The sequence below is a fragment of the Microcoleus sp. AT8-A3 genome, assembly GCF_036705675.1.
In the GTDB taxonomy this organism is placed as follows: Bacteria; Cyanobacteriota; Cyanobacteriia; order Cyanobacteriales; family Microcoleaceae; genus Microcoleus.
Genome location: NZ_JAUBVD010000042.1, coordinates 37,530 through 59,387, shown reverse-complemented (window position 1 = coordinate 59,387; position 21,858 = coordinate 37,530). Strand labels below are relative to the sequence as shown.

At 47.7% G+C, this 21,858-nt stretch carries 12 protein-coding genes and 1 pseudogene; 10 read left to right on the top strand and 3 right to left on the bottom strand.

Going from position 1 to position 21,858, the window contains the following annotated elements; translation table 11 throughout:
- Nucleotides 1–287 precede the first annotated feature (287 nt).
- Entirely contained in the window at nt 288–776 is a 489-nt protein-coding gene (locus tag QUB51_RS21745) for a hypothetical protein (RefSeq protein ID WP_333055902.1), read from the top strand.
- A gap of 422 nt (nt 777–1,198) precedes the next feature.
- On the opposite strand, the gene QUB51_RS21740 is transcribed toward QUB51_RS21745, so the two are convergent.
- Complete coding sequence (locus QUB51_RS21740; RefSeq protein WP_333231209.1) at nt 1,199–2,221, bottom strand: cysteine peptidase family C39 domain-containing protein; 1,023 nt, start codon at nt 2,219–2,221, stop codon at nt 1,199–1,201.
- Nucleotides 2,222–2,621: 400 nt separating this feature from the next.
- Here QUB51_RS21740 and QUB51_RS21735 point away from each other — a divergent pair, with 400 nt between their 5' ends.
- From QUB51_RS21735 to QUB51_RS21715, 5 genes are all read left to right on the top strand, one after another.
- Nucleotides 2,622–5,387: an HAD-IC family P-type ATPase gene (locus QUB51_RS21735; protein WP_333263239.1), complete on the top strand. Its 2,766-nt coding sequence runs from the start codon at nt 2,622–2,624 to the stop codon at nt 5,385–5,387.
- A gap of 758 nt (nt 5,388–6,145) precedes the next feature.
- Entirely contained in the window at nt 6,146–7,558 is a 1,413-nt protein-coding gene (locus QUB51_RS21730; RefSeq protein ID WP_333263242.1) for a CmpA/NrtA family ABC transporter substrate-binding protein, read from the top strand.
- A gap of 80 nt (nt 7,559–7,638) precedes the next feature.
- Entirely contained in the window at nt 7,639–8,484 is an 846-nt protein-coding gene (ntrB, locus tag QUB51_RS21725; RefSeq protein ID WP_333055906.1) for a nitrate ABC transporter permease, read from the top strand.
- Nucleotides 8,485–8,681: 197 nt separating this feature from the next.
- On the top strand, nt 8,682–10,682 hold the full coding sequence (locus QUB51_RS21720) for a nitrate ABC transporter ATP-binding protein (RefSeq protein ID WP_333231200.1): 2,001 nt from the start codon (nt 8,682–8,684) through the stop codon (nt 10,680–10,682).
- A gap of 296 nt (nt 10,683–10,978) precedes the next feature.
- On the top strand, nt 10,979–11,824 hold the full coding sequence (locus tag QUB51_RS21715; RefSeq protein ID WP_333231198.1) for a nitrate ABC transporter ATP-binding protein: 846 nt from the start codon (nt 10,979–10,981) through the stop codon (nt 11,822–11,824).
- 562 nt (nt 11,825–12,386) lie between these two features.
- Here the strand turns inward: QUB51_RS21715 and QUB51_RS21710 are convergent.
- Together QUB51_RS21710 and QUB51_RS21705 are read right to left on the bottom strand one after the other, a co-directional pair.
- Nucleotides 12,387–12,945: pseudogene (locus QUB51_RS21710) on the bottom strand (hypothetical protein); the annotation flags it as partial.
- A gap of 150 nt (nt 12,946–13,095) precedes the next feature.
- Nucleotides 13,096–15,951, bottom strand: coding sequence for a diguanylate cyclase (locus QUB51_RS21705; protein WP_333263246.1), 2,856 nt, complete (start codon nt 15,949–15,951; stop codon nt 13,096–13,098).
- Nucleotides 15,952–16,475: 524 nt separating this feature from the next.
- On the opposite strand from QUB51_RS21705, the gene QUB51_RS21700 reads away from it, so the two are divergent.
- The 4 genes from QUB51_RS21700 to QUB51_RS21685 all read left to right on the top strand — a co-directional run bounded on the left by QUB51_RS21700 (nt 16,476) and on the right by QUB51_RS21685 (nt 21,843).
- Nucleotides 16,476–17,159 (top strand): methyltransferase domain-containing protein, encoded by a 684-nt coding sequence (locus QUB51_RS21700; RefSeq protein WP_333263249.1) that lies wholly within the window; start codon nt 16,476–16,478, stop codon nt 17,157–17,159.
- A gap of 321 nt (nt 17,160–17,480) precedes the next feature.
- Nucleotides 17,481–18,026 carry an RNA 2'-phosphotransferase gene (locus tag QUB51_RS21695; RefSeq protein WP_333208122.1) on the top strand — a complete coding sequence of 182 codons (546 nt, stop codon included), beginning with the start codon at nt 17,481–17,483 and terminating at the stop codon, nt 18,024–18,026.
- Between the two features lie 71 nt (nt 18,027–18,097).
- Complete coding sequence (locus QUB51_RS21690) at nt 18,098–19,306, top strand: AAA family ATPase (RefSeq protein WP_333263252.1); 1,209 nt, start codon at nt 18,098–18,100, stop codon at nt 19,304–19,306.
- 326 nt (nt 19,307–19,632) lie between these two features.
- Nucleotides 19,633–21,843 (top strand): PAS domain S-box protein, encoded by a 2,211-nt coding sequence (locus QUB51_RS21685; protein WP_333055913.1) that lies wholly within the window; start codon nt 19,633–19,635, stop codon nt 21,841–21,843.
- The last annotated feature ends 15 nt before the right edge of the window (nt 21,844–21,858 follow it).

The window sequence follows — 21,858 nt, the reverse complement described above, 5'->3', positions numbered from 1 at the left end:
AATGCAGTTCACGCTTCCGTTGACGCTCTACCTATTATCCTCTCTGGATAGCACTTTTACAAAATCGGGATGCTCCCGCTGCGATCGCATTTACAGCGTATTCCAGGTTGATGAAGTATACCCCAGAAACCGGGTTTCTTTACAGTTCTCCCATCCTTACTGATTCTGTTGCTCGAAACCCGGTTTCTCGCCCTCTACATCTACATGGAATATGCTGTAACTGATAGCTTATGATATCATATCCAAAATGCACACTGACTATATAAGTTTAATCAAGGAGTTTCCCGATGGCTGAAAGCGGAATTTATAGTGTTGTTCTGTTTCGGGATGCGAGTGTGCGAGCAATTTTAAAACTCTCTGTAGCCATCGCCACGACTCTTCTGAGCACAGTTGTAACTGCAACCCAAGCCGACGCAGTTCCCGTCACCTACGATTTCACGATCGCTGTTACCAAAGGCGGGTTAGCGGGCAATACATTCAACGGTTCTTTCACTTACGATGATGCCAAATTGAAGGGAACGGGAGTGGAAGAATTGGGAATTAATGAGGGATTAACGACGTGCCTAAATTACCTGGGACGCACTTATCGCGAAACCGATGATACCAGTTATCCTACCTTTCCCACACTCAGATTTGAGGATGGTAAGATTACACAACTAAACTTTTGGATTCAGCCGAATCAGCGAGTTAATTGGTGGAATTTACCTGGATGGGAAGTCAAGCTGTCTGAGCCTAAAATGAGGGATTCAACTGTTCCCAACTGTCAAAAACGGTGAGGCGTGACCAAGGTGCGATCGACCGTAAAAATATAGCAGGAATTAGATGCAACTGCCTACGCTTACGGTAATTTCATGCAGCCACGCTACCAATGTGCGATCGCCGATTATCTGCTGGGGCGATCGAATATTTGCGATCGCTAGGAACGGATGATATCATGTGCGATCGAGCGATTAAAAGGGCGGGTTTTTGAGATTGTCAATTATTAGCAGATATTTTCCGTGAGGGGAACCCCTACGGTATTAGGGGTAATATACCGAACATAATATGACTCAAAGATTGTTTGAAAAAAAACCGCATGATTCCTATTTTCTGTTGGTCAAGAGTGCCTCGGCGCTTGATGATTTTTAGGATCGCTAATTAAATAACTTACAATTTTAATTGTTATTGTGGAAGTTATTTAATTCTCATTCCTTAATAACTATTTCCCATCCAATCTGGGGACTTCTTCCAAAAAACTGCCGCTCAACATTAACTCAGTCATCCGGTCTAAGTTGCCGCTGACTTGCAATTTTTTGTCTTTTTGAAAGCGCTCGATATCTGCTTTTAAATTGCCGCCATTATATCCTAATTTACTCAAATAGTCAATAGCTTGCTGATTGCTTAACAAGATATCAGCAGACCGGAAAATCGGCACGTATTGATCGCGCCAAACTTTGGCAAAAGTTGCCCTATCTAAATAGAAAATCCTGCCCCGCGCCGGGTCTCCAATGACAGCTACACGGTCATTCATTCCCAGCAAAGCGACCGCGTGGGGTAGCTTCCGAGGGCCGTCAAATAGCCAAACTGCTAGCACTCCGGGGCGATTAATTTGCTGAATTTGCTCCCAAGTTGGCGTTAGTTCGATCGCATTTACGCCCAAAGCTCTTGCTGCTATAATTAACTGTGGCATGGAAGTTCCCAAGCGACTCGTGCCGGCCTCTCTAGCTACACTCGATTCCGTCGCATCCATCCCCCAACGCCTTAACACTGTTGCTAGCGCCGCCGGCGCGCAACTGCTGTTAGATGTTTGCCGAAATACACCGTTTGGCCGCAAATTATCTATTAAATCAGCGTAAATTGGCGCCAGAAAATAGTTTTCAGCGCCTGTAAATCCTCCCAATCCCAACAAGCCAATTAAAATTACTGCGATTACTTGCGATCGCGCTGTCAACCAACTTATACTAAACCCAATACCGCAGACTCCCATCAGCATCACTCTGAGCAAAGTCCAAGTAACTCGCATCCCGTGAAAGCGCCACTCGATCGGCAAAACAGGCATTTGAGGCATATTTAGAGCCAGTAGCAGCAAGGCAATATAAAAACCCAAAAACAGCAGGGCGATCGAATTTCTGCCCTTAAACAAGTCGTTAGCCGTCACTCCCGATCGAACTAACACCCGCCCGAACCGCATTCCCCAGACAAACAGCACTGAACCCAGCACCAGCGTCACTACTATTTCCATGAACTCAAAATTTTGTTGCTTAACTAGGTTGTAACATTTCTGCGATCGATAACTCCTGACTCGTGTTCAATAATGAATCCGTCTATCCGTGACTTCCGTGTCCTCCCTTTCTTCAACCACACCTAAAACTTGCAAAATGTCAAGGGATTCGATCGACTTTTCCCCACCTTAGCCACCAAGTCCCAAACCAGATTTAGCACCGAAAAAAATTCCCCACATCTCTTGCCACAAACGGCCACATCCGTTGTAATATAGATGTAAGTCACAGCCCGTTAAAGTAATCAACAAACAATTAAGCCGCTCAATATATTCACGCTCCAACGAGCGCTGAGTTGTATTTAGCGTGCCTATTAAAGAGCGATCGAAGCTCCTCACACACCCCCAATATTCAGGAAGAATAATGCCATCAAGATCCGCCAACGATGTAGACGTAGCAGAGCAATATTGGCACTACCTAGAAATATCCAAGGTTGCAACTATCTTAGAAACCAACCTGGAAAGCGGTTTAGAACCGACAGAAGCCAACCATCGCCAACAGAAATTCGGGCCCAACGAACTAACAGTTAAAGCAGGGAAACCAGCCTGGTTAAAATTTATCCTGCAATTTAACCAACCCCTCCTGATCATCTTGCTGAGTGCAGGTTTAATCAAAGCAGTGATCGGAGAATGGCTAAACGCTAGCGTAATTTGGGGCGTAACAACCACAAACGCTACTATTAGTTTCATCCAAGAAGCTGGAGCCGAGAAAAAAATTGAAGCCCTCGCCCAAGCTGTCACCACTGAAGCCACAGTTATTCGGGGCGGCAAAAAATTAAAAATTCCCTCCAAAGAACTCGTTGTTGGCGACTTAGTAACCCTGACTTCCGGCGACAAAGTACCGGCAGACTTGCGCTTAGTGAAAGTCCGCGACTTGCAAATCGACGAATCGGGACTCACCGGGGAATCAGTTGCTGTCGAAAAAGAATTAGGACAATCTGGAGACATAGTTCTGCCAAAAGAAACGCCACTAGCAGAACGGGATAACATGGCCTATGCCGGCAGTTTTGTCACTTTTGGCCAAGGTAGCGGCATCGTAATTGCGATCGCCAATAAAACCGAAACCGGCAAAATCTCCCAACTATTAGATCGGCACATCGACCTCACCACCCCCTTAACCCGCAAATTCAACCAATTCAGTCAAAACTGGCTGTTATTCGTGTTGGGAATGGCAACCTTGACCTTCGCCGTCAGATTGGGCAGACCTGTCCCAGAGGGAGTTTCAGCCTTTAAAGAAGCAGTCGAACCCGCAGTCGCCCTGATTGTCGGCGCAATTCCCGAAGGCTTACCCGCCGTCATCACCGTCACCCTAGCCGTAGGCGTTTCCCGGATGGCAAATCGCCACGCGATCGTCCGCAAATTGCCCGCTGTAGAGACCCTAGGCGGCGCTACAGTCATCTGTTCCGACAAAACCGGAACTTTGACGGAAAACCAAATGACGGTGCAAGAAATCTATTCTGGCGGCGCATCCTACTCAGTTACGGGTACGGGATACAGCCCCGAAGGTGAAATTCAACTCAACCAACTGCCAATTACTGTCAGCCAAGCTCCAACTTTGCAAGAATGTTTGCAAGCTGGACTCCTTTGCAACGACTCTCAGTTGGAATTCAAAGACGATAATTGGATAGTCGTCGGAGATCCGACAGAAGGAGCGTTAATTGCTGCGGGCAAAAAAGCCGAATTGAGTCAGCAAGCTTTGTCCAAATCAATGCAGCGGCTGGATTCAATTCCCTTTGAATCTCAGTTTCAATACATGGCGACGCTGCACCGAACTCCCAGTGGCAAAATTTTGTACGTCAAAGGTTCCGTAGAATCAATTCTCGGCCGCTGCGCTTCCAGTCTCGACACTCAAGGAAATCCGGTAGAAGTCGATCGCGAACAAATCCACCACCAAGTCGATGAAATGGCGCATCAAGGCTTGCGCGTCTTGGCTTTAGCGAAAAAGCCAGTACCCCAAAGCCAAAATTCCGTCGATCACTCGGATTTGGAGTCAGGGCTGGTTTTCTTGGGACTGCAAGGCATGATTGACCCGCCGCGGGCAGAAGCGATCGCAGCCGTCCAAGCTTGTCAAACCGCCGGCATCCAAGTCAAAATGATTACCGGCGACCACATAGCTACAGCCAAGGCGATCGCCCGCCGCATGGGATTCCGCAAAACTAAACACCACAGAGAACTTGTAGCCTACACCGGCGCCGAGCTCGCCTCCATGAGCAAGCAGGAACTCGGCGAAGCCGTAGAAGCCGGCTCAGTTTTTGCCCGCGTCGCCCCAGAACAAAAACTCCGCCTCGTAGAAGCTTTGCAAAATCAAGGCGAAATTGTGGCGATGACGGGAGACGGCGTTAACGACGCGCCGGCGCTGAAACAAGCGGATATCGGGATTGCGATGGGCAGCGGTACGGAGGTTTCTAAAGAAGCCGCCGACATGATTCTTACCGATGATAACTTTGCGTCGATCGAATCTGCTGTCGAAGAAGGGCGATCGGTTTACAAAAATCTGCTCAAAGCAATCAGCTTCATTCTCCCAGTCAACGGCGGAGAATCGATGACAATTTTGCTCAGCACCCTCCTCGGTCGAGAATTGCCGATTTTGTCGCTACAAATTCTCTGGTTGAATATGCTCAACTCAATTACGATGACTGTGCCGCTTGCTTTCGAGCCCAAGTCACCGGGAGTGATGAAACAACAACCGCGATCGGCAAACGAACCTTTGCTGACTCCAAATCGAATCAAGCGAATTATCGCTATTTCTCTTTACAACTGGACTTTGATTTTCGGAATGTTTGAATGGGTGCGCCAAGCCGAGTGGGGAACGATCCAACTCGCCCGCACGATGGCGATTCAAGCCTTGGTAATGGGGAGAATTTTTTACCTGTTGAGCCTCAGCCAGTTGTTGCCTTCTTTGATGGCTAAATTTAGCGGATCTAAGGAAGAAGTTAGCGGTGCTCCCGCCCTCGGTGTGGGAATTGTCGTGGCGGTGATTTTGCAGATCATCTTTGCTAATTCTCCATTTGTCAATAGCATATTTGAGACGGCTCCGATGAATCTGGATCAGTGGCTGATTTGCTTCGGTGTCGCTCTGCCGATGATCGGTGTTGCTCTCTCCGTCAACCGCTTTGACCCGCCCAACTAATCGAACTTGTAGGTACTGCGATCGATTAGTAATTTCGGGTGCTTAGAAACCGGGTTTCTTGAAGAAACCCGGTTTCTCGGTATTACAGAAATCGAACCTGAAAGCGCACGTCATATCCTATCCGGTAAATCACTTACGATTAAGCGCCAATTTTAGTCCAATGAAAACCAGTTAAGCCTTTTAAAACAGCCGAATCCTAAAAAGTTTATTATTTCTGTATAATAAACTACAATTTTCTAAAAAAAATATAGACGTATATTAACAAAGTAAATGTGCGGTGGCTGCGATGTTTGCAACTTATTGACAATACAGTTGAAGGCTGCCCGATCGCCCTTCGCTACAACCTTTACCCTGGAAGCCTTGGTTTGAACCAGTTTTGATAAGCAAACCCGATCGCCCTTCCCAACCCTTCCTTATCGATACCATTACTAGAAAAGTTTTACTTATCAATCAAATTTAATAATTGTTTTACAATTTCCGGAAGAGTACGGTCAGCTAATAATGAAGCCAAGAAAATGTGCTGCTCGCTTTTTGCCACCTCACACAACTGGGCCGATCGAAATATCGATATTAATCAAACAAGTCAAATCAGCAGGGATAGTTTAAAGACTTATACTAGCGATAAATCTTTTTCTCCCTCCTGCCAAGGATCGCTCAAAACAGTTCGCTAAATTCCATTAGCGAACAGAAAAAAAGCGCCTTGATAAACTTCAGTGAATGTTGTTACAGAAGATTATGAATTGCAGCGAGGCTAGACTATGACAAGATTTTCAGATGAATTTTCTGCGCTTTCTCGGCGTAAATTTATCGTTACAGCAGGTGCATCTGCAGTCAGTTCAATACTGCTCAAAGGCTGTTTGGGAAATCCTCCCGAACCGGGTGCTAGTGCTGGCGGTGGTGGAGCCACTGCTGGTGGCGGGGCAGTGCCGGTGGCAACATCAGCAGTTGCTGTGGCCAACGAGAAAAGAGTAGAAGGAATTGAAAGCACTAAAATCGCATTGGGATACATCCCGATCGTCGAAGCAGCACCTTTAATCATTGCCCAAGAAAAAGGCTTTTTTGCCAAATACGGCATGACTGAGGTGACAGTTGCCAAGCAAGCCAACTGGGGTTCGGCCAGAGATAACGTAGAAATCGGATCGGCCGGCGGCGGCATAGACGGCGGCCAGTGGCAAATGCCGATGCCTTATCAAATTAGTCAAGGCCTGATCACCAAAAACAGCGTCCAAATCCCGATGTATGTTCTAGCCCAGTTGAACACTCACGGAAATGGAATTGCGATCGCGGGCAAACACCAAGGCAAAGGGCTCGGACTCAAACTAGACCAAGCAGCCCAAGACTACATCAAAGGTTTGGCGCAAGCAGGCACCCCCTTCAAAGCAGCCTACACCTTCCCCAAAGCCAACCAAGACTTGTGGATTCGCTACTGGCTGGCAGCTAACGGCATCAATCCCGATACAGATGTCAGCTTGCTAACAGTACCGGCTGCCCAAACCGTGGCAAACATGAAAACCGGAAGCATGGACGCTTTCAGCACCGGCGATCCCTGGCCTTTGCGGATTGTCAAAGAAAACATCGGCTTCATGTCAGCCCTGACTGGCGAAATCTGGAAAGCACATCCAGAGGAATATTTAGCCATTCGCGGCGACTGGGTGGACAAACACCCGAAAGCCACAGAAGCCGTGATAGCAGCAATCATCGAAGCGCAACAGTGGTGCGACAAGCCAGAAAATCGCGCCGAATTAGTTGCCATTGTTTCGGGCAAAAACTTCTTTGACGTATCTCCGGCTGTTTTGACTCCTCCCTATGAAGGCAAGTATGTCATGGGCGACGGCAAACCCGACATCAACGACTTCAAGAGCAGCCCCCTATACTGGAACGATGGTGTCGGCAACGTTTCTTATCCCTACAAGAGCCACGATTTGTGGTTCTTAACCGAAAGCGTTCGCTGGGGTTTCTTGCCAACAAAAACCTTGGCAGACAAAAAGACACTCATCGATAAAGTCAACCGCGAAGATTTGTGGAAAGCAGCAGCCAAATTAGCCGGAGTTGCTGATGCTGATATTCCGAAAAGTACGTCTCGCGGTATTGAGAAGTTCTTTGACGGCAAAGAATTCAACCCGGATCAGCCCGAAGCTTATCTGAGCAGTTTGGCGATTAAAAAAGTGTGATGGGTAAAAGCTTCCCATAATTTAGCCTCGAAAATTTACTCTCGAAAGAAAACACCGCAGAAACAGAGGAGATAAGCAGGATGGCTGTAAGTACAAGTCGGAGAGGTGGAGCCGCTCCGCAAGCGGCGCTGGGCGAGTTTTGGAAGAAGAATTCCCCGAATATATTGCCGCCAATCTTGGGGGTAATTGGATTTCTGTTTGTTTGGCAATTCCTGTCAAGTTCTGGAATTATTAAATTGCCGGGGCCGACAAGCGTTTGGACAGATGAACGGACGCGGATTTTGCTGATGTATCCTTTCATGAACTCCAAAACCTACGGAGTCGGACTATTTTGGCAAACTTTAGCTAGTTTGGAACGGGTGGCAAAAGGCTATACTCTCGCCGCGGCTGTGGGAATTGGCATGGGGGTTGTGGTAGGTACAAATCCTTTTCTAAATAAGGCTTTAGATCCGCTTTTTCAGTTTTTGCGGATGGTGGCTCCTTTGGCTTGGGTGCCGATCGCCCTGGCTGCACTGCAACAAAACGAACCTGCTGCTTTGTTCGTGATTTTTATCACTTCAGTTTGGCCGATTTTGATCAACACGGCTGAAGGTGTGCGCCAAATTCCCGACGACTATAACAACGTTGCGAAAGTGCTGCAACTTACTCGGAAAGAGTATTACCTCAATATCTTGTTTCCGTCGGCACTTCCTTACATCTTCACAGGATTGAGAATTGCGATCGGTTTGGCTTGGCTGGCAATTATCGCTGCGGAAATTGTGATGTCCGGGATTACAGGTATCGGCTTCTTTATTTGGAACGCTTACCAGCAAAACTACATCAGCGAAATTTTGTTAGCTGTAGTCTACATCGGGGCTGTTGGTTTGCTGCTCGATCGCATGATGGCTTGGTTGCAGCAAAAAATTGCTCCCCCTCAAGGAAAATAGTTGTGCAAGTAACTCGCTAAATAATTTTGAGTTTTGAGTTGAAAGATTTGAGTTCAAAACTCGATATTTATATTTCAGGAAACTGCAATCTACACAGGGTTACGAAATCTCCAACAAGCGACAGTTAAAGCTAGCTGCTAATCAAGAAAAACGGGCAGCTAGCGAAATAAGAAACCTACAAAAAAGGCAAGAAAATCATGTCTATTTTGATTGAAATAGAACAACTGGAAAAAGTATTTAATTTATCAGACGGCGGCACATACGTTGCTCTCAAAGGCATCGATCTGGAAATTGAAAAAGGCGAATTTATCTCCTTAATCGGACACTCCGGCTGCGGCAAATCTACGCTGCTAAATATGGTGGCAGGTTTGGATTTGCCGACAGAAGGATTGGTGACAATTGAAGGACAAAGAATCACCCAGCCAGGCCCCGATCGCATGGTAGTATTCCAAAACTATTCCCTGCTACCTTGGCGGACGGTCAGAGAAAACATTACCCTAGCTGTAGACTCGGTGATGAGCGGCTTACCCAAAGCCGAACGCCTCGAAATCATTCAAAAACACATCGACATGGTGGGCTTAACTCCCCACGCCGAAAAACAACCTGCATTGCTATCAGGGGGACAAAAACAGCGCGTGGCGATCGCCCGTGCTCTGGCCCTGCGCCCCAAACTGTTACTTCTAGACGAACCCTTCGGCGCTTTGGATGCTTTGACTCGCGGCAACTTGCAAGAAAAGTTGATGGAAATTTGCCAAGAGTACGAAATCAGCGCCCTGATGGTAACGCACGATGTGGATGAGGCAGTCTTGCTGAGCGATCGCATCGTCATGCTCACCAACGGCCCAGAATCGAAGATTGGCGGCATTCTCGAAGTAGACATCCCCCGCCCCCGCAAGCGGATGGAAGTAGTCTCACACCCCAGCTACTACGCTCTACGTAGCGAAATGATTTACTTCCTCAACCAGCAGAAGCGCGTCAAAAAACTGCGGGCGCGGAAAGTACCCGCGATCGCCCGCCACGGCCTGGAAAAAGTCAACCTCGAACTCGGCTTTATTCCCCTCGCAGCCTGTGCTCCCCTAGCTGTCGCCAAAGAAAAAGGCTTTTTTGCCAAGCACGGCCTCGATGAAGTCCACCTCGTGCGGGAAACAAGCTGGCGCGGCATCGTAGACGGCATCGCCGCAGGTTACTTAGACGCAGCCCAAATGCCCTCTGGGATGGCGATGTGGTTGAGCTTGGGGGGCCACCAAGAGCAGCCGATTCCAACGGTTACAGCCCTCACCATGAGCCGCAATGGCAACGGAATTACCCTGGCGAGGCGCTTTTACGACCAAGGAATCTACACTCTGGCAGACTTTAAAAAAATGCTCCAGAGAACGCCAGCGCAAACGCACCGCATGGGCATCGTTCACCCTTCTTCGATGCACAACCTGTTGCTGCGTTACTGGCTGGCTTCCGGCGGGATTGACCCGGATCACGATGTGTTGCTGACAAATATCCCACCAGCCCAAATGATCGTTGACTTGCAGGGCGGCACTATTGACGGTTTCTGTGTCGGCGAACCTTGGAACTTGCGGGCCTCGATGGAAGGAGTCGGCTTTACGGTGGCGACAGATTTGGAACTGTGGCCGGGGCATCCGGGAAAAATTTTGGGGGTGCGGGAAGACTGGGCAAATGCTTATCCCAACACTCACATTGCTCTAGTCAAAGCTTTGCTCGAAGCTTGCAACTATTGCGCCGATCCAAGTCGCGCCGCCGAGGTTTCGGAAATTGTCGCGGGAAGGGAGTACGTCGCTACTGATAAGAGTTACATCCAACTCGGCGACCCCAAATCTTCTGCTTGCAACCTCGATACTCCGATGCGGGAATACGCCCACCACTTGTTTTCTGGAGAGGGGGTGAATCGCCCAAGCCGCACCGAACAACTCTGGCACATGGTGCAGATGGCGCGCTGGGGCGATACTGTGTTCCCGCGCAACTGGGTGGAAATTCTGGAGCGGGTGGTGCGAGTCGGTGCGTTCAGCACGGCGGCGCGAGAGCTGGGGATGGCTGATATTACTTACACTCGCGGTTCTCTCAGCTTGTTTGACGGCTCGGTGTTTAATGCTGACGATCCGATCGGCTATCTCAACAGTCTGGCGATTAAACGCGATTTCACGATGGCGGAAGTTGTACTTGATTCCGACCGTAGAGTTGCTTAGAGTTGCGTCTGACGATGAGCAACTCGATTCTCTCTAGGGGATATTTTTAAACCCGAAGATCCCCCCTAACCCCCCTTAACAAGGGGGGAACAAGAGAGTTCAAAGTCTCCCTAAAAAAGGGGAAAAAGAGAGTTCAAAGTCAACCCCTACTCCCCAACAACCAGGGGGATTTAGGGGAAAGGAGACTTCAATACAAACGAGAAAAACAGAGGATTTAAGTAGTCTCAAATCGCAACTCACCGTTCAAAATTCCATTATTCGCAATTGCCAATAACCCACTAACAAGTTCCCAAATTATGCTCAACACCACTACAAACCAGACGAATACCAAAACCCAAATCAAGTCTAAGAAAGATCGCCGGAAGCCTTTTTTGGTGATGGAAAATGTTCACAAATCATACCCAAATGGTTACAAGGCTTTAGAAAACGTTAACTTGACTGTAGCTGAGGGAGAGTTTATTACGCTGATCGGACACTCGGGTTGTGGCAAGTCAACGCTGTTGAATATGGTGTCGGGTTTTAGCCATCCGACTCAAGGCAGCGTCAGAATTAGCGGGCAAAAAATTGAGAAGCCGGGCCCCGATCGCATGGTGGTGTTTCAGGGTTACGCTTTGCTGCCTTGGCGGACGGTGTTTGAAAATGTTTATCTGGCGGTTAATGCTGTATTTCCGAATAAGTCGAAGGTGGAAAAAAATGCGATCGTCAACGAGCATTTGGCGATGGTGGGGTTGACTGAAGCTGCCCAGAAAAGACCGCCGCAAATTTCGGGGGGGATGAAGCAGCGGGTTTCGATCGCCCGCGCTTTGGCAATTCGCCCGAAAGTGTTGATTTTAGACGAACCTTTTGGTGCTCTGGACGCAATTACTAAGGAGGAATTGCAAGAAGAGTTGCTGAAAATCTGGAACGATCACCGCTGTACGGTGTTGATGATTACTCACGATATTGATGAAGCGCTGTTTTTGGCAGATCGACTGGTGATGATGACTAATGGCCCGTCGGCGACAATTGGCGAAGTTTTGGAGATTCCTTTTCCGCGTCCGCGCGATCGGGTTCAAATGATGGAAGATCCGGAATACTACAATTTGCGGAACTACGCCCTAGATTTCCTGTTCCGTCGTTTTGCACATGATCACGATGCCTAATCAGTTGGGAAATCAAAGTTAAAGAGGAGAATTATGAGACTTCTCGAACAATTTTAATTCTTGTGGGAAGGTGGTTTTAGGCATCCTGCAGGCCCTTGACTTACTTTTTTTGCAAAAGTCTATTGAAAAGTTGAAGCCCCAGTGTTCCCCGATTTCAGGGGAACAGCGCTGCGGGCGCAATTTTCCCGATCCGGTTGGGTAAACTGAAGCTTAATGGTGGGCGAGAAGTTTTTTCAGACGTTCGGATCTTTTTCCGATATTTTACGTCTACCAGCGAAGAGACCCGATTGCCTAGCTGTCGGTAAGCTGGCATGAACAGAGCCCACCTTCGATCCGAGGGTGGGCTTCTTCTTGATGTTATTAACCGTTTGTGGGCGATCGGTGGTTGGTACATTCCACCCTTGGAAGTGGCACACTGCGGGAACGTTTATCGGTGTTTCATGGGTTAAGGCTGTTGTCAATATAGCGGTTTTCAGTGGAGTGAAGTACAGACGATCGGGTAGGGAAACGGCTGATCCTAACTGTGGCGCGGGGTTCTGTGACTTTTAACAATTGGTATCACTCAGGTTTGCACGGAAAACTCCTCTGGATCGATTCCCCAATTTACCCAGCGAATTGCCTCTTTAGCCGTTAGCGAAGCCCTCGAAGAGGATCGCACATCAGGCGGCACTCGCAAAGCGTGAATGAATCCCGTACTCGGACAAGTCATTTTTAACAAATAAACAGGATTTGCATTATTCACCCGATCAAAATCATCGTCAAACTCGATGCTTAATAAAGTGTATTCCTGCCAACTATCTAATTCTGTCACCGCGAATTCTTGAATTATGCGATCGTAAGTAATTCCCTGAATTAACCCGCGCCGAATTTCTGCATTCTGTTCCTTCAACACCCACTTAGGATCGCGAATTAAATAACTTACACTTTTAATTGTTATTGTGGGACGCCCATCCCACAATCTTGTGGAAGTTATTTAATTCTCATTCCTTAGACTGCGACTGGTGCGGGTGCAGGCTACCTTACCATTCGGGTAAAATCACGCCGTGATAGGCATAAATCGAAACACCGTCGGCCAATTGTACCGCTGGTTTTCCTTCGGCGTGCAAGCGGTGGTTGCTGTCATGGCACGACCTCCTTTAACTATATTTATAGCAATTTGAATTCACCAAAGTTTGCCAGCACATTGGTATGGTGTGTCCGATCCCAAAAAAGATATTTAAATCGAAACGATAGATTTCTGACGCACCATACAAGTTGATTTAACTATTATATTATCCTTGAAATGTGGCAACCGAAACCCGATCGCGCCCTGCTTCTTTCGCCCGATAAAGTGACTCATCGGCCATCGCAATTAGCTCACCAGGCTGCGATTTCGCCCCCGGAATGCAGCAAGCTACACCCAAACTCAGCGTCACATATTCGCTGACAGCAGACTTATCGTGAGCTATGTGCAAACCCCGCACCTGTTGTGCGATCATTTCAGCTACGGAAGTGGCACCTTCAATATCGGTATTCGGCAAAACTACTACAAATTCTTCTCCACCGTAACGCGCTACTAAATCTGCCGCTCGCTTTACCGAATGCTGGATCACCGTCGCCACTTGCCGCAAACATTCATCCCCCGCTTGGTGCCCATAAGTGTCGTTGAAAAGTTTGAAATAATCAATGTCGCACATAATTAATGACAGCGGTGCTTCTTCCCTCGCCAAACGCCGCCATTCCGTATCAAGGTATTCATTAAAAGAGTGGCGGTTTCTGACCTCAGTCAAACTGTCGTAATTTGCCAAATACTGCAAGGCTCGATTCACTGTTTCTAACTGCTGTTTCTGCTGCTGCAACTGACGGTTGAGCTCCGCCAACTGCTGTTCGGCTGAGTGCGATCGCAACAAATTTCTCACCCTCGCCAGCAATTCCCTCTCGTCAAAAGGCTTTGAAATGTAATCGTCAGCACCCGCATCCAAACTTTCGATCCGAGCGTCCATCCCCGATCGCGCTGTCAAAAAGATTACCGGAGTAGATTTCAATTCTGGCGTGTTCCGAATCTCCTTGAGCAAATCCAGTCCGTTTTGTCGGGGCATGATTTGGTCGCTCACAATCAAATTTGGCTGCAAACTTTTGGCTTTTTCTAAACCTTCAACCCCGTCCCTCGCCACAGCGACTCGATAGTACGGAGTTAATAAAGTTTGGAGGTAAGCCAGCAGAAAATTGTTGTCTTCTACTACCAGCAACAGCGGTAATTCTCTGCTGTCACTTGTTAATTGTTCTAGATAATTTTTGTCGTCAAAACTGTTAGGTTCCGGCAGCGTGGCCTGGGGTGTGGCCGCCCGGATATTTCCCGAACCCCACTCTCCAGATCCGAATCCAGTCAGTCCAGCCAATTGGGCGATCGCACTCACCAACTGATTCGCTTCCACCGGCTTCGACAAATGCCTCTGAAACCCCGCCTCCAGCGCTTCGGCCGAATCTTGTTCCTCAATCCCTCCCGTCAGCGCCACGGCCGGCAGTAGTTCCCTGTGCTCGGACATTTCCATGGCTCTGATGCGGCGGATTAAATCGCAGCCGTCGGCTCCCGATACCGTCATATCGCTCACCAACACGTCGGGGCGCGACTGTTGCAACTCCGCCATCGCTTCGGCGGCGCTACCCACCGCTGTTACCTTGGCTCCAAATGCTTCGAGGCCAGTTTTGAGAAATTGCCGGATTTCGGCGCTGCTTTCCACCACCAGGACTTGCTTTCCCGCTAGGGGTTTGGAAACCGATCCGGGTCTGCTTTCGCTTTGGGCGATCGCAGCAGTGCGATCGTCGGGTGCATTTTTGTTGGCGCCCGGTAGCAGCACATCAAAGGTCGCCCCCTGACCGAGACCGGGACTCGAAGCCCAAACACTTCCCCCGTGCAGTTCCACCAACTGTCGCACAATTGAGAGTCCGAGCCCAAGCCGATTTTGTTCCTTGTTCTGGAAGTTGTCTGCAGGGCGGAAGTAGTCAAAGATGTGCGGCAGAAATTTGGGGTCGATGCCGCAACCGCTGTCGCTGACCCGAATCAACACGCCCGACTCAGTAGGCTCGATCCGCACTTGAACTGGGTATGGTGTGGATTCTGGGGTGAATTTGATGGCGTTGGCCAGGAGGTTCCAGACTACTTGCTGCAAGCGTTCTGCATCCGCCAAAACGTAGCTGACGGCGGGGTCGAAATGTTTTTCTACGCGGAGGTTTTTAGCATCGGCGGTGGGACGGAGGGTGTCGATCGCAGATTCCACGATCGACGGGAGGTGAACTTCGCCGATGTTCAGGCACACTTTCCCCCGCAGCAACCGCGAGAGGTCGAGGAGATTGTCTATTTGCCTGTTTTGTAATTTGGCGTTGCGCTCGATGATTTCCAAAGCGCGGGTGGTGGTGGCTTCGTTTAAATTGCGGGATCGAGCTAGCTGCGCCCATCCCAAAATCGCGCTCAGGGGCGATCGCAGTTCGTGGGAGGCGATCGCCAGAAATTCGTCTTTTGCCCGGTTGGCTTCGGCTTGGGCTGCTTCCACGGCTTTGCGATCGGTGATGTCGAATCCGATCGCCAAATACTGACAGGGTTTTCCCTTACAGTCCAACAGTGGAACTACTGCTGCGTACACCCAATAATCACTTCCATTCTTGGCTTTATTCTGAATGTCTCCTTGCCAAACTTCACCTTTGGCAACAGTTAATAGCAGATTTTTGATTATTTCCGAAGATTTATATTCCGAATGGAGGATGCCGAAGTGGCAGCCGATTAGTTCGGCTTGCGAATAGTTGGAGATTGAGCAAACTCGATCGCTGACATAGTTGATAATTCCTCGCGCGTCAGTCCTCACAGCAAGTGCCGATTGGTCGATCGCTCTTTTAAAATCTAAACATTCTTGTAGCGACCACTCTAGTTCTTTTGTCGTAGAAAATTGACCTAGCCGATCGGACGCGTTTTGTTGCTGGCGATCGGGCTTATCCTTGCTCCGTTGTTGGATTTCCATTGCTTCTATTTTCCCCTGACGGCTGACACCTAATCTACTCGCATCCTGATTCATTATCACAATTTGCTTTCCCGCACCGACGGGTGTAATATTTTGTATCTCTTCATCTTCCTGAAAAATTGGCAGGTACCACATCCACTCGGGAGTCAACTCAATTTTTGTTTATTGTTGGCTAAAGTTTGTCAATCTGAGGACTGATTTTTTCAGATCTAGGCGATCGTCGGCTGCTAGCTCATTCGTTTTTATCTTTTATATTCTACTAGGGGGAATCACTGAGAAATTTATGGTGTGGAGTACACACCGACAGTTGCATTCTTGTTTGAAACGGGTATCATAACCGTCAACTTTTTTCTCACAATTACTCCTAGTATCTGGCACAAAGCCTCGTCTTCGGAAGGCTTTCGAGTCTGTGGCATTCTGCCTCCTCTGCACAGAAGGAGATATATGTGCAGGGCTAGACAGTTCCCCGATCAGGGGCGGGTTGGGGCGCACAAAGTCCCTGTCGGGCGATCGTCCATAACTTCTTTTAAATTATTTTCTTCAACATCTTGACAGGTTTGTATATTTTTTGTATTATCAAATGTAATATGTCGTCAGAGAAGAGAGTCGGGAAACTGCCTTGACGCACTCAACTATTAACAATTTGAGGAAAATAGTCTGTGAATTTAGACGCTGTACGCGAGCACTTTGAACAAGAAGCATTTGATTATGACGGCTTAACTCCTCGCCTCATTCCGCGCTATCGCGAACAACACGATGTAATATTGCAGTTAATCCCTTCTGAAACTAATGCTAACATAAAAGTTCTGGACTTAGGCGCGGGAACTGGCATACTGTCGGCTCTGATTTTGTCAGCATTTCCTCAAGCAAAAGTCCTCGCCTTTGACATGGCTCAAAATATGCTGAAAACTTGCCAAACTAACTTGTCCGCTTTCCGAGAACGGCTGACCTTGCAGCAAGGAAACTTTGCCGAAGATGATTTCGGCAGCGGTTACGATTTGGTAGTTTCAGGGTTGGCAATCCACCACCTCGACAGCGCAGGTAAACAACAGCTATTTCACAAACTTTTCCACTCGATGAATCCAGGGGGAATCTTGCTAATTCGAGATATTGTCACAGGTGCTACTCCCAGGCTGACTGAGCAATACGAACAGTTGTGGCGGCAGTACATGAAAGCTAACGGAGAAGACGATGCAGCCTGGTTTCAAAAATATCGAGAAGAAGATATTCCCTCCTCTGTGGAAGAGCAGACAAAGTGGCTTGCAGAAGCTGGTTTTGCCGACGCAGGATGTCACTGGCGCTATCTAAATTTTGCTGTTTTTGGCGGAGTTGTCCCCAGGTAGAAGGCCTTCGGCAAAATGCAGAGTTTTGGATAATTATCAAAAGATAAAACGCGTAAAAAACTGCACCCATAAAAGTTTTTGGTTCCCGGACGCCTCACCTAATTATGTAAGTGCTTAAGGCTGAACCTTACCGCTATAATTCGCGCGTGAGACCATTTTTTACGTCCGGGAATCATTTTCCCAAACCTGTAGAGGCGGGTTCACTCAAACGCCCTCTGGCAGTGCAAACAGATTCAACAAACCCGCCTCCCATCAACAAGATAACCCGTTATTGACATTTTGTAAAAGGTGATTTAAAAGCTCAATAAATAAAGTAAAACTATGAACGATTCTCGATTAGTAAAAATCAGCAGATATCTCAGCAAACACCTGCGTCACGCGCCCTCGCGCATCGGCATTGAACTCGCTCCCGGTGGCTGGGTTCCTGTTAGCGAACTCCTCGATGCGTGCCAAAAAAATAACTTTACCCTTCAGCTTGCAGAACTCAAAAAAGTAGTCGCGCAAAACGACAAGCAGCGCTTTTCATTTGACTCCACAGGCACTCTAATTCGTGCCAACCAAGGACACAGTGTAGAGGTTGACTTGCAGTTAGAACCCGCGGTTCCCCCGGATATTTTATATCACGGAACAGGTAGCACCGCCGTCGAGTCTATTCTCACTCAAGGAATTAGGAAAATGTCGCGGCATCACGTTCATTTGTCGGTGAATATCCCGACGGCGCGCCAAGTAGGTGCAAGACATGGCATCCCGGCCGTCTTTACTGTAGATGCCGCAGCAATGCAACGCGACGGTCATACATTTTACTGCTCGGAAAACAAAGTGTGGTTAGTAGATTTTGTGCCGCCAGCTTATCTCAAAATAACTTGATAATTTTCCTTCTTTTTGTAGAATGTGTGCCACAAAAAATGTAAAATAAGAGTAAGTAGGACTTTGGCAAAATGAGTGCGGAATATATGGGCGATCGCGAAAACAATTTTCATCAAAACAATTCTCAAAATAGAGGTCTGCTAGGCTCTGGTTGGCGACCTTTTTACCGTCAATTTGATTGGCAACACCTGGTACATTTAGCGTCTAGCGACCCCCAAGAACTAGCTCAAAAAACTTTAGGTGCAGCTAGCGATATTGCCGACGCAATGGGAAGACACCAATATACTTGGTGGGCCAATATTTTAAATGTATTTTCGGAAAATACTCGCTACGAAATTGATGAATTTTGGGATTACATTACTCCGCAGCCAGTTTACCCGGATTACCGCTACAAAGATGTTTTAGTTACCGAAACGCCTGTGGTGCAATTGGTCAGCCGCGCTAGCATTCCCATCGACTACGTTCTCAACAAACTCCAAGAAATTACTGTTTTCAAAGTTCTGGATTTGCTAGGGAAACCGGATGCAATTACCCAGTCTTTTATGGAGAGACATTTTTCTTATCCCCCGGAGCGGTTTGTTAGCTGGGAACGCTTGGAAGTTTTGGGTACTGTTTATGCTTCTTGGGCTCGATTCGGCTGCTGGCTGCAAATTGACAGCTACGATAGGGGAAGACGCTGTTACACTCTGATTTGCCAAGATATGGCGCCGCTCGTTAGCAAGGCAACTTATAATTTAGCGGTGATTCTGGGCGGGTACAAAAGCCGCGTCGGACAGGTTCACAGCCAGTTCCCAATTCGCACGTTTTCTGCGGAGGTTCAAAGTTTTACTGATACAGTTCAGCAGGCAATTTTGGATCAAAATCAGTTGGCTGTTTTGGTTAGTGGCGAACCGGGAACAGGCAAAACTGCTTGGACGCAAGCGGTAGCCAAGGAAATTTTAGTGCCGCTGGGTTATGTGATTTTTATCTTAGACCACGATGCTGTGGAAAATTTTGTGCCACCGAGTTATTTGGAGCGGATTTGTATTATTATCAATGAGGCTGATAATTTGGCTCAAGATCGATCGACTGCAGAAGCACAACGCACTAACAAAACCGAACATATTTTGAGTTTGCTGGATGGCACTTTGTATCAAAGCGTTATCGACGAAAACGGCATTCAATTTCAGCAAAAACTCGTAGTTTTGATGACTTGTAACACGACGGAAAGATTAGATCCTGCAATGTTACGGAAAGGGAGAGTGGATTTTACCAGTGAATTTACGCACAAATTTGTTTGAGCGCTATCTTGGATTATCAAGCTATCTGGCGATCGCACTGGCTACACGATCTCATAGTCGGGGGACAAAACAGAGCACTCCAGTCCCCTCCGACTATTCCGGCGGCGCCGACGCGATCTATGCCTAATGGTCAAACAGCAGGCGGGCACTAGATTTGCTCTTAAATTGACACTAATGCCTATAGACATATCCCCATCAAAAATGATATCAATGATGGGTGATACCCTCTAAGGGTATCGTCCGAGAGAGCAAATCAGGGAAAAACAGCATTTTTGGTCTCAAACAGAATTTTTCAAACTTGACAGCTATGGAGGAAATCCCAAACCGTGCAAACTAAGCCAGTTCAGCAAAAAATTCAGGGACTGGGAAGGTACGTTGACGGGACTTTCCCGATCGCCCAACAACCCGCAGAGGCAACCGTGTCGGAGAGTAAAGACAGATTTCGGCGGTTTGTGGAGCGCTCCGCCGAGGCCGTGGCAATGGTAGATTGTGAAATGCGCTATCTGTCGGTTTCTCGTCGCTGGGAAACAGATTGCGGGTTGGGCGACGGCGAGGCCATCGGCCGATCTCATTGGGAACTGTTCCCGAATCTCCCGGAATATTGGGAGCAAAATGCCCAGGCTTGTTTGAGGGGAGTTTTGGAATACAGCGAGTTTGTGGCAGGGCGATCGATCGCATCTGTATCAGGAAAAATCGCAAGCGGCTGTGTTAGCGAGCCGGTAAGATGGGTATTTCAACCTTGGAAAAATAACGAAGGTGCGATCGGCGGTTTGATTTTGTTTGCATCTAAGGTAGGTGAGGCTTCCGCTCAAACCAATTGCTATAATAAATTTCAGTCCGAGGTCAAAAGTAAGCAGTTAGAAACAATACCGCAACTAACTCAAATTGCCCTCGAAAATGCTGCTGATACAATCTTTTTTAGTACCTCCGACGGTCAAATTTGCTACGCGAACAAAGCCGCTTGCCATCTTTTTGGCTACTCGGAATCGGAACTGCTAAACATGAGGGTTAGCGACATCGATTCGCGGTTGCCAGCATCGGATTGGCGTGAACACTGGGCTCTTCTCAAGCAGCAAAACAACCTCACTTTTGAAACCAGTTACAAAACCAAAGACGGCGCCAGTTTTTCCGTCGAAGTTAAAGTCAATTATTTAGTATACGGCGGCTGCGAATACCGCTGCGCGATCGCCCGCGACATTTCCGCTCGCCTCGCAGCAGAATCAGCGCTCGTAGAGGCAAAAGAGCAACTTCAAGCAGTTTTGGACGCGGTGCCGGGATTAGTTTCTTGGGTAAGTTCCGATTTGCGTTATTTGGGAGTAAACCGACATTTAGCTAGCGCTTACAAAATGCCAGCCGAACTATTTTTCGGTCAAAAAGTAGGTTTTTTAGAGACAAGTCCCAAATTTAACGATTTAGTATACGATTTCTTTGCAAACCATAAAAAGAAAACATCTCAAGAAGTAACAGCGAGCATCAGAGGAGAAAATAAAACTTATCTAATAGTGGCTCAAAAATACCATAATAATACGGCGGCGGTATTTGTGGGATTGGATATTACAGACAGCAAACAGTCTCTTTTAGCTTTGCAAGAATCCGAAGAACGCCTGCGACAACAAGCGGCAAAATTAGAGCAGACGCTGTTAATTTTGCAGCAAACTCAAACTCAACTGATTCAAACAGAAAAGATGTCATCTCTGGGGCAGTTGGTAGCAGGAATAGCCCACGAAATTAACAATCCAGTTAGTTTTATTTCTGGCAATGTCAGCCACGCCACTGGCTACATTCAAGAACTGCTGCGAACGATCGAGCTTTACCAAAAGTATTATCCCCATCCCGTGCGGGAAATTCAAGATTTGATAGAAGAATTAGACTTAGACTTCATCAAAAAAGACTTGCCAAAACTGCTAAATTCCATGAAAGTCGGTTCGGAAAGGATTCGCGATGTCGTGCGATCGCTCCGCTTGTTCTCGCGTACCGACGAAGCCCAAATGAAGCCGGCTGATATCCACGAAGGTTTGGATAGCACTGTGCTGATTTTGCAAAATCGCCTGCAAGCTAAAGGGGGACGGCCAGGAATTTCTCTAGTTAAAGAGTACGGAGATTTGCCACGAGTTCACTGCTATGCGGGACACTTAAACCAAGTGTTCATGCACTTGTTGACAAATGCGATCGACGCTTTGGAAGAAGGGGGGAGAAATGCCGAAAAGTATGGTAAAATTCAAAATCAGTCTTACTTAGCTTCAGCCAAGTCGAAATCTGAAATATTCAATCCCGAAATTCGGATTCGGACTTCCGTGGTAGGGGAAAACGAAGTTACGATCGCCATTAGTGACAACGGCCCTGGCATGACTGAAGAAGTCCTCGACTGCATCTTTGACCCTTTGTTTACCACTAAATGTTCAGACACGAGCACTGGTTTGGGTCTAGCAATCTCCCAGCATTTAGTAGTAGAAAAGCACGGCGGTAAGTTGCACTGTGTTTCGCGTCCGGGAGAGGGAACGGAGTTGATAATTAAAATTGCGATCGGCAACGATTAATTGGCTATTTACAAA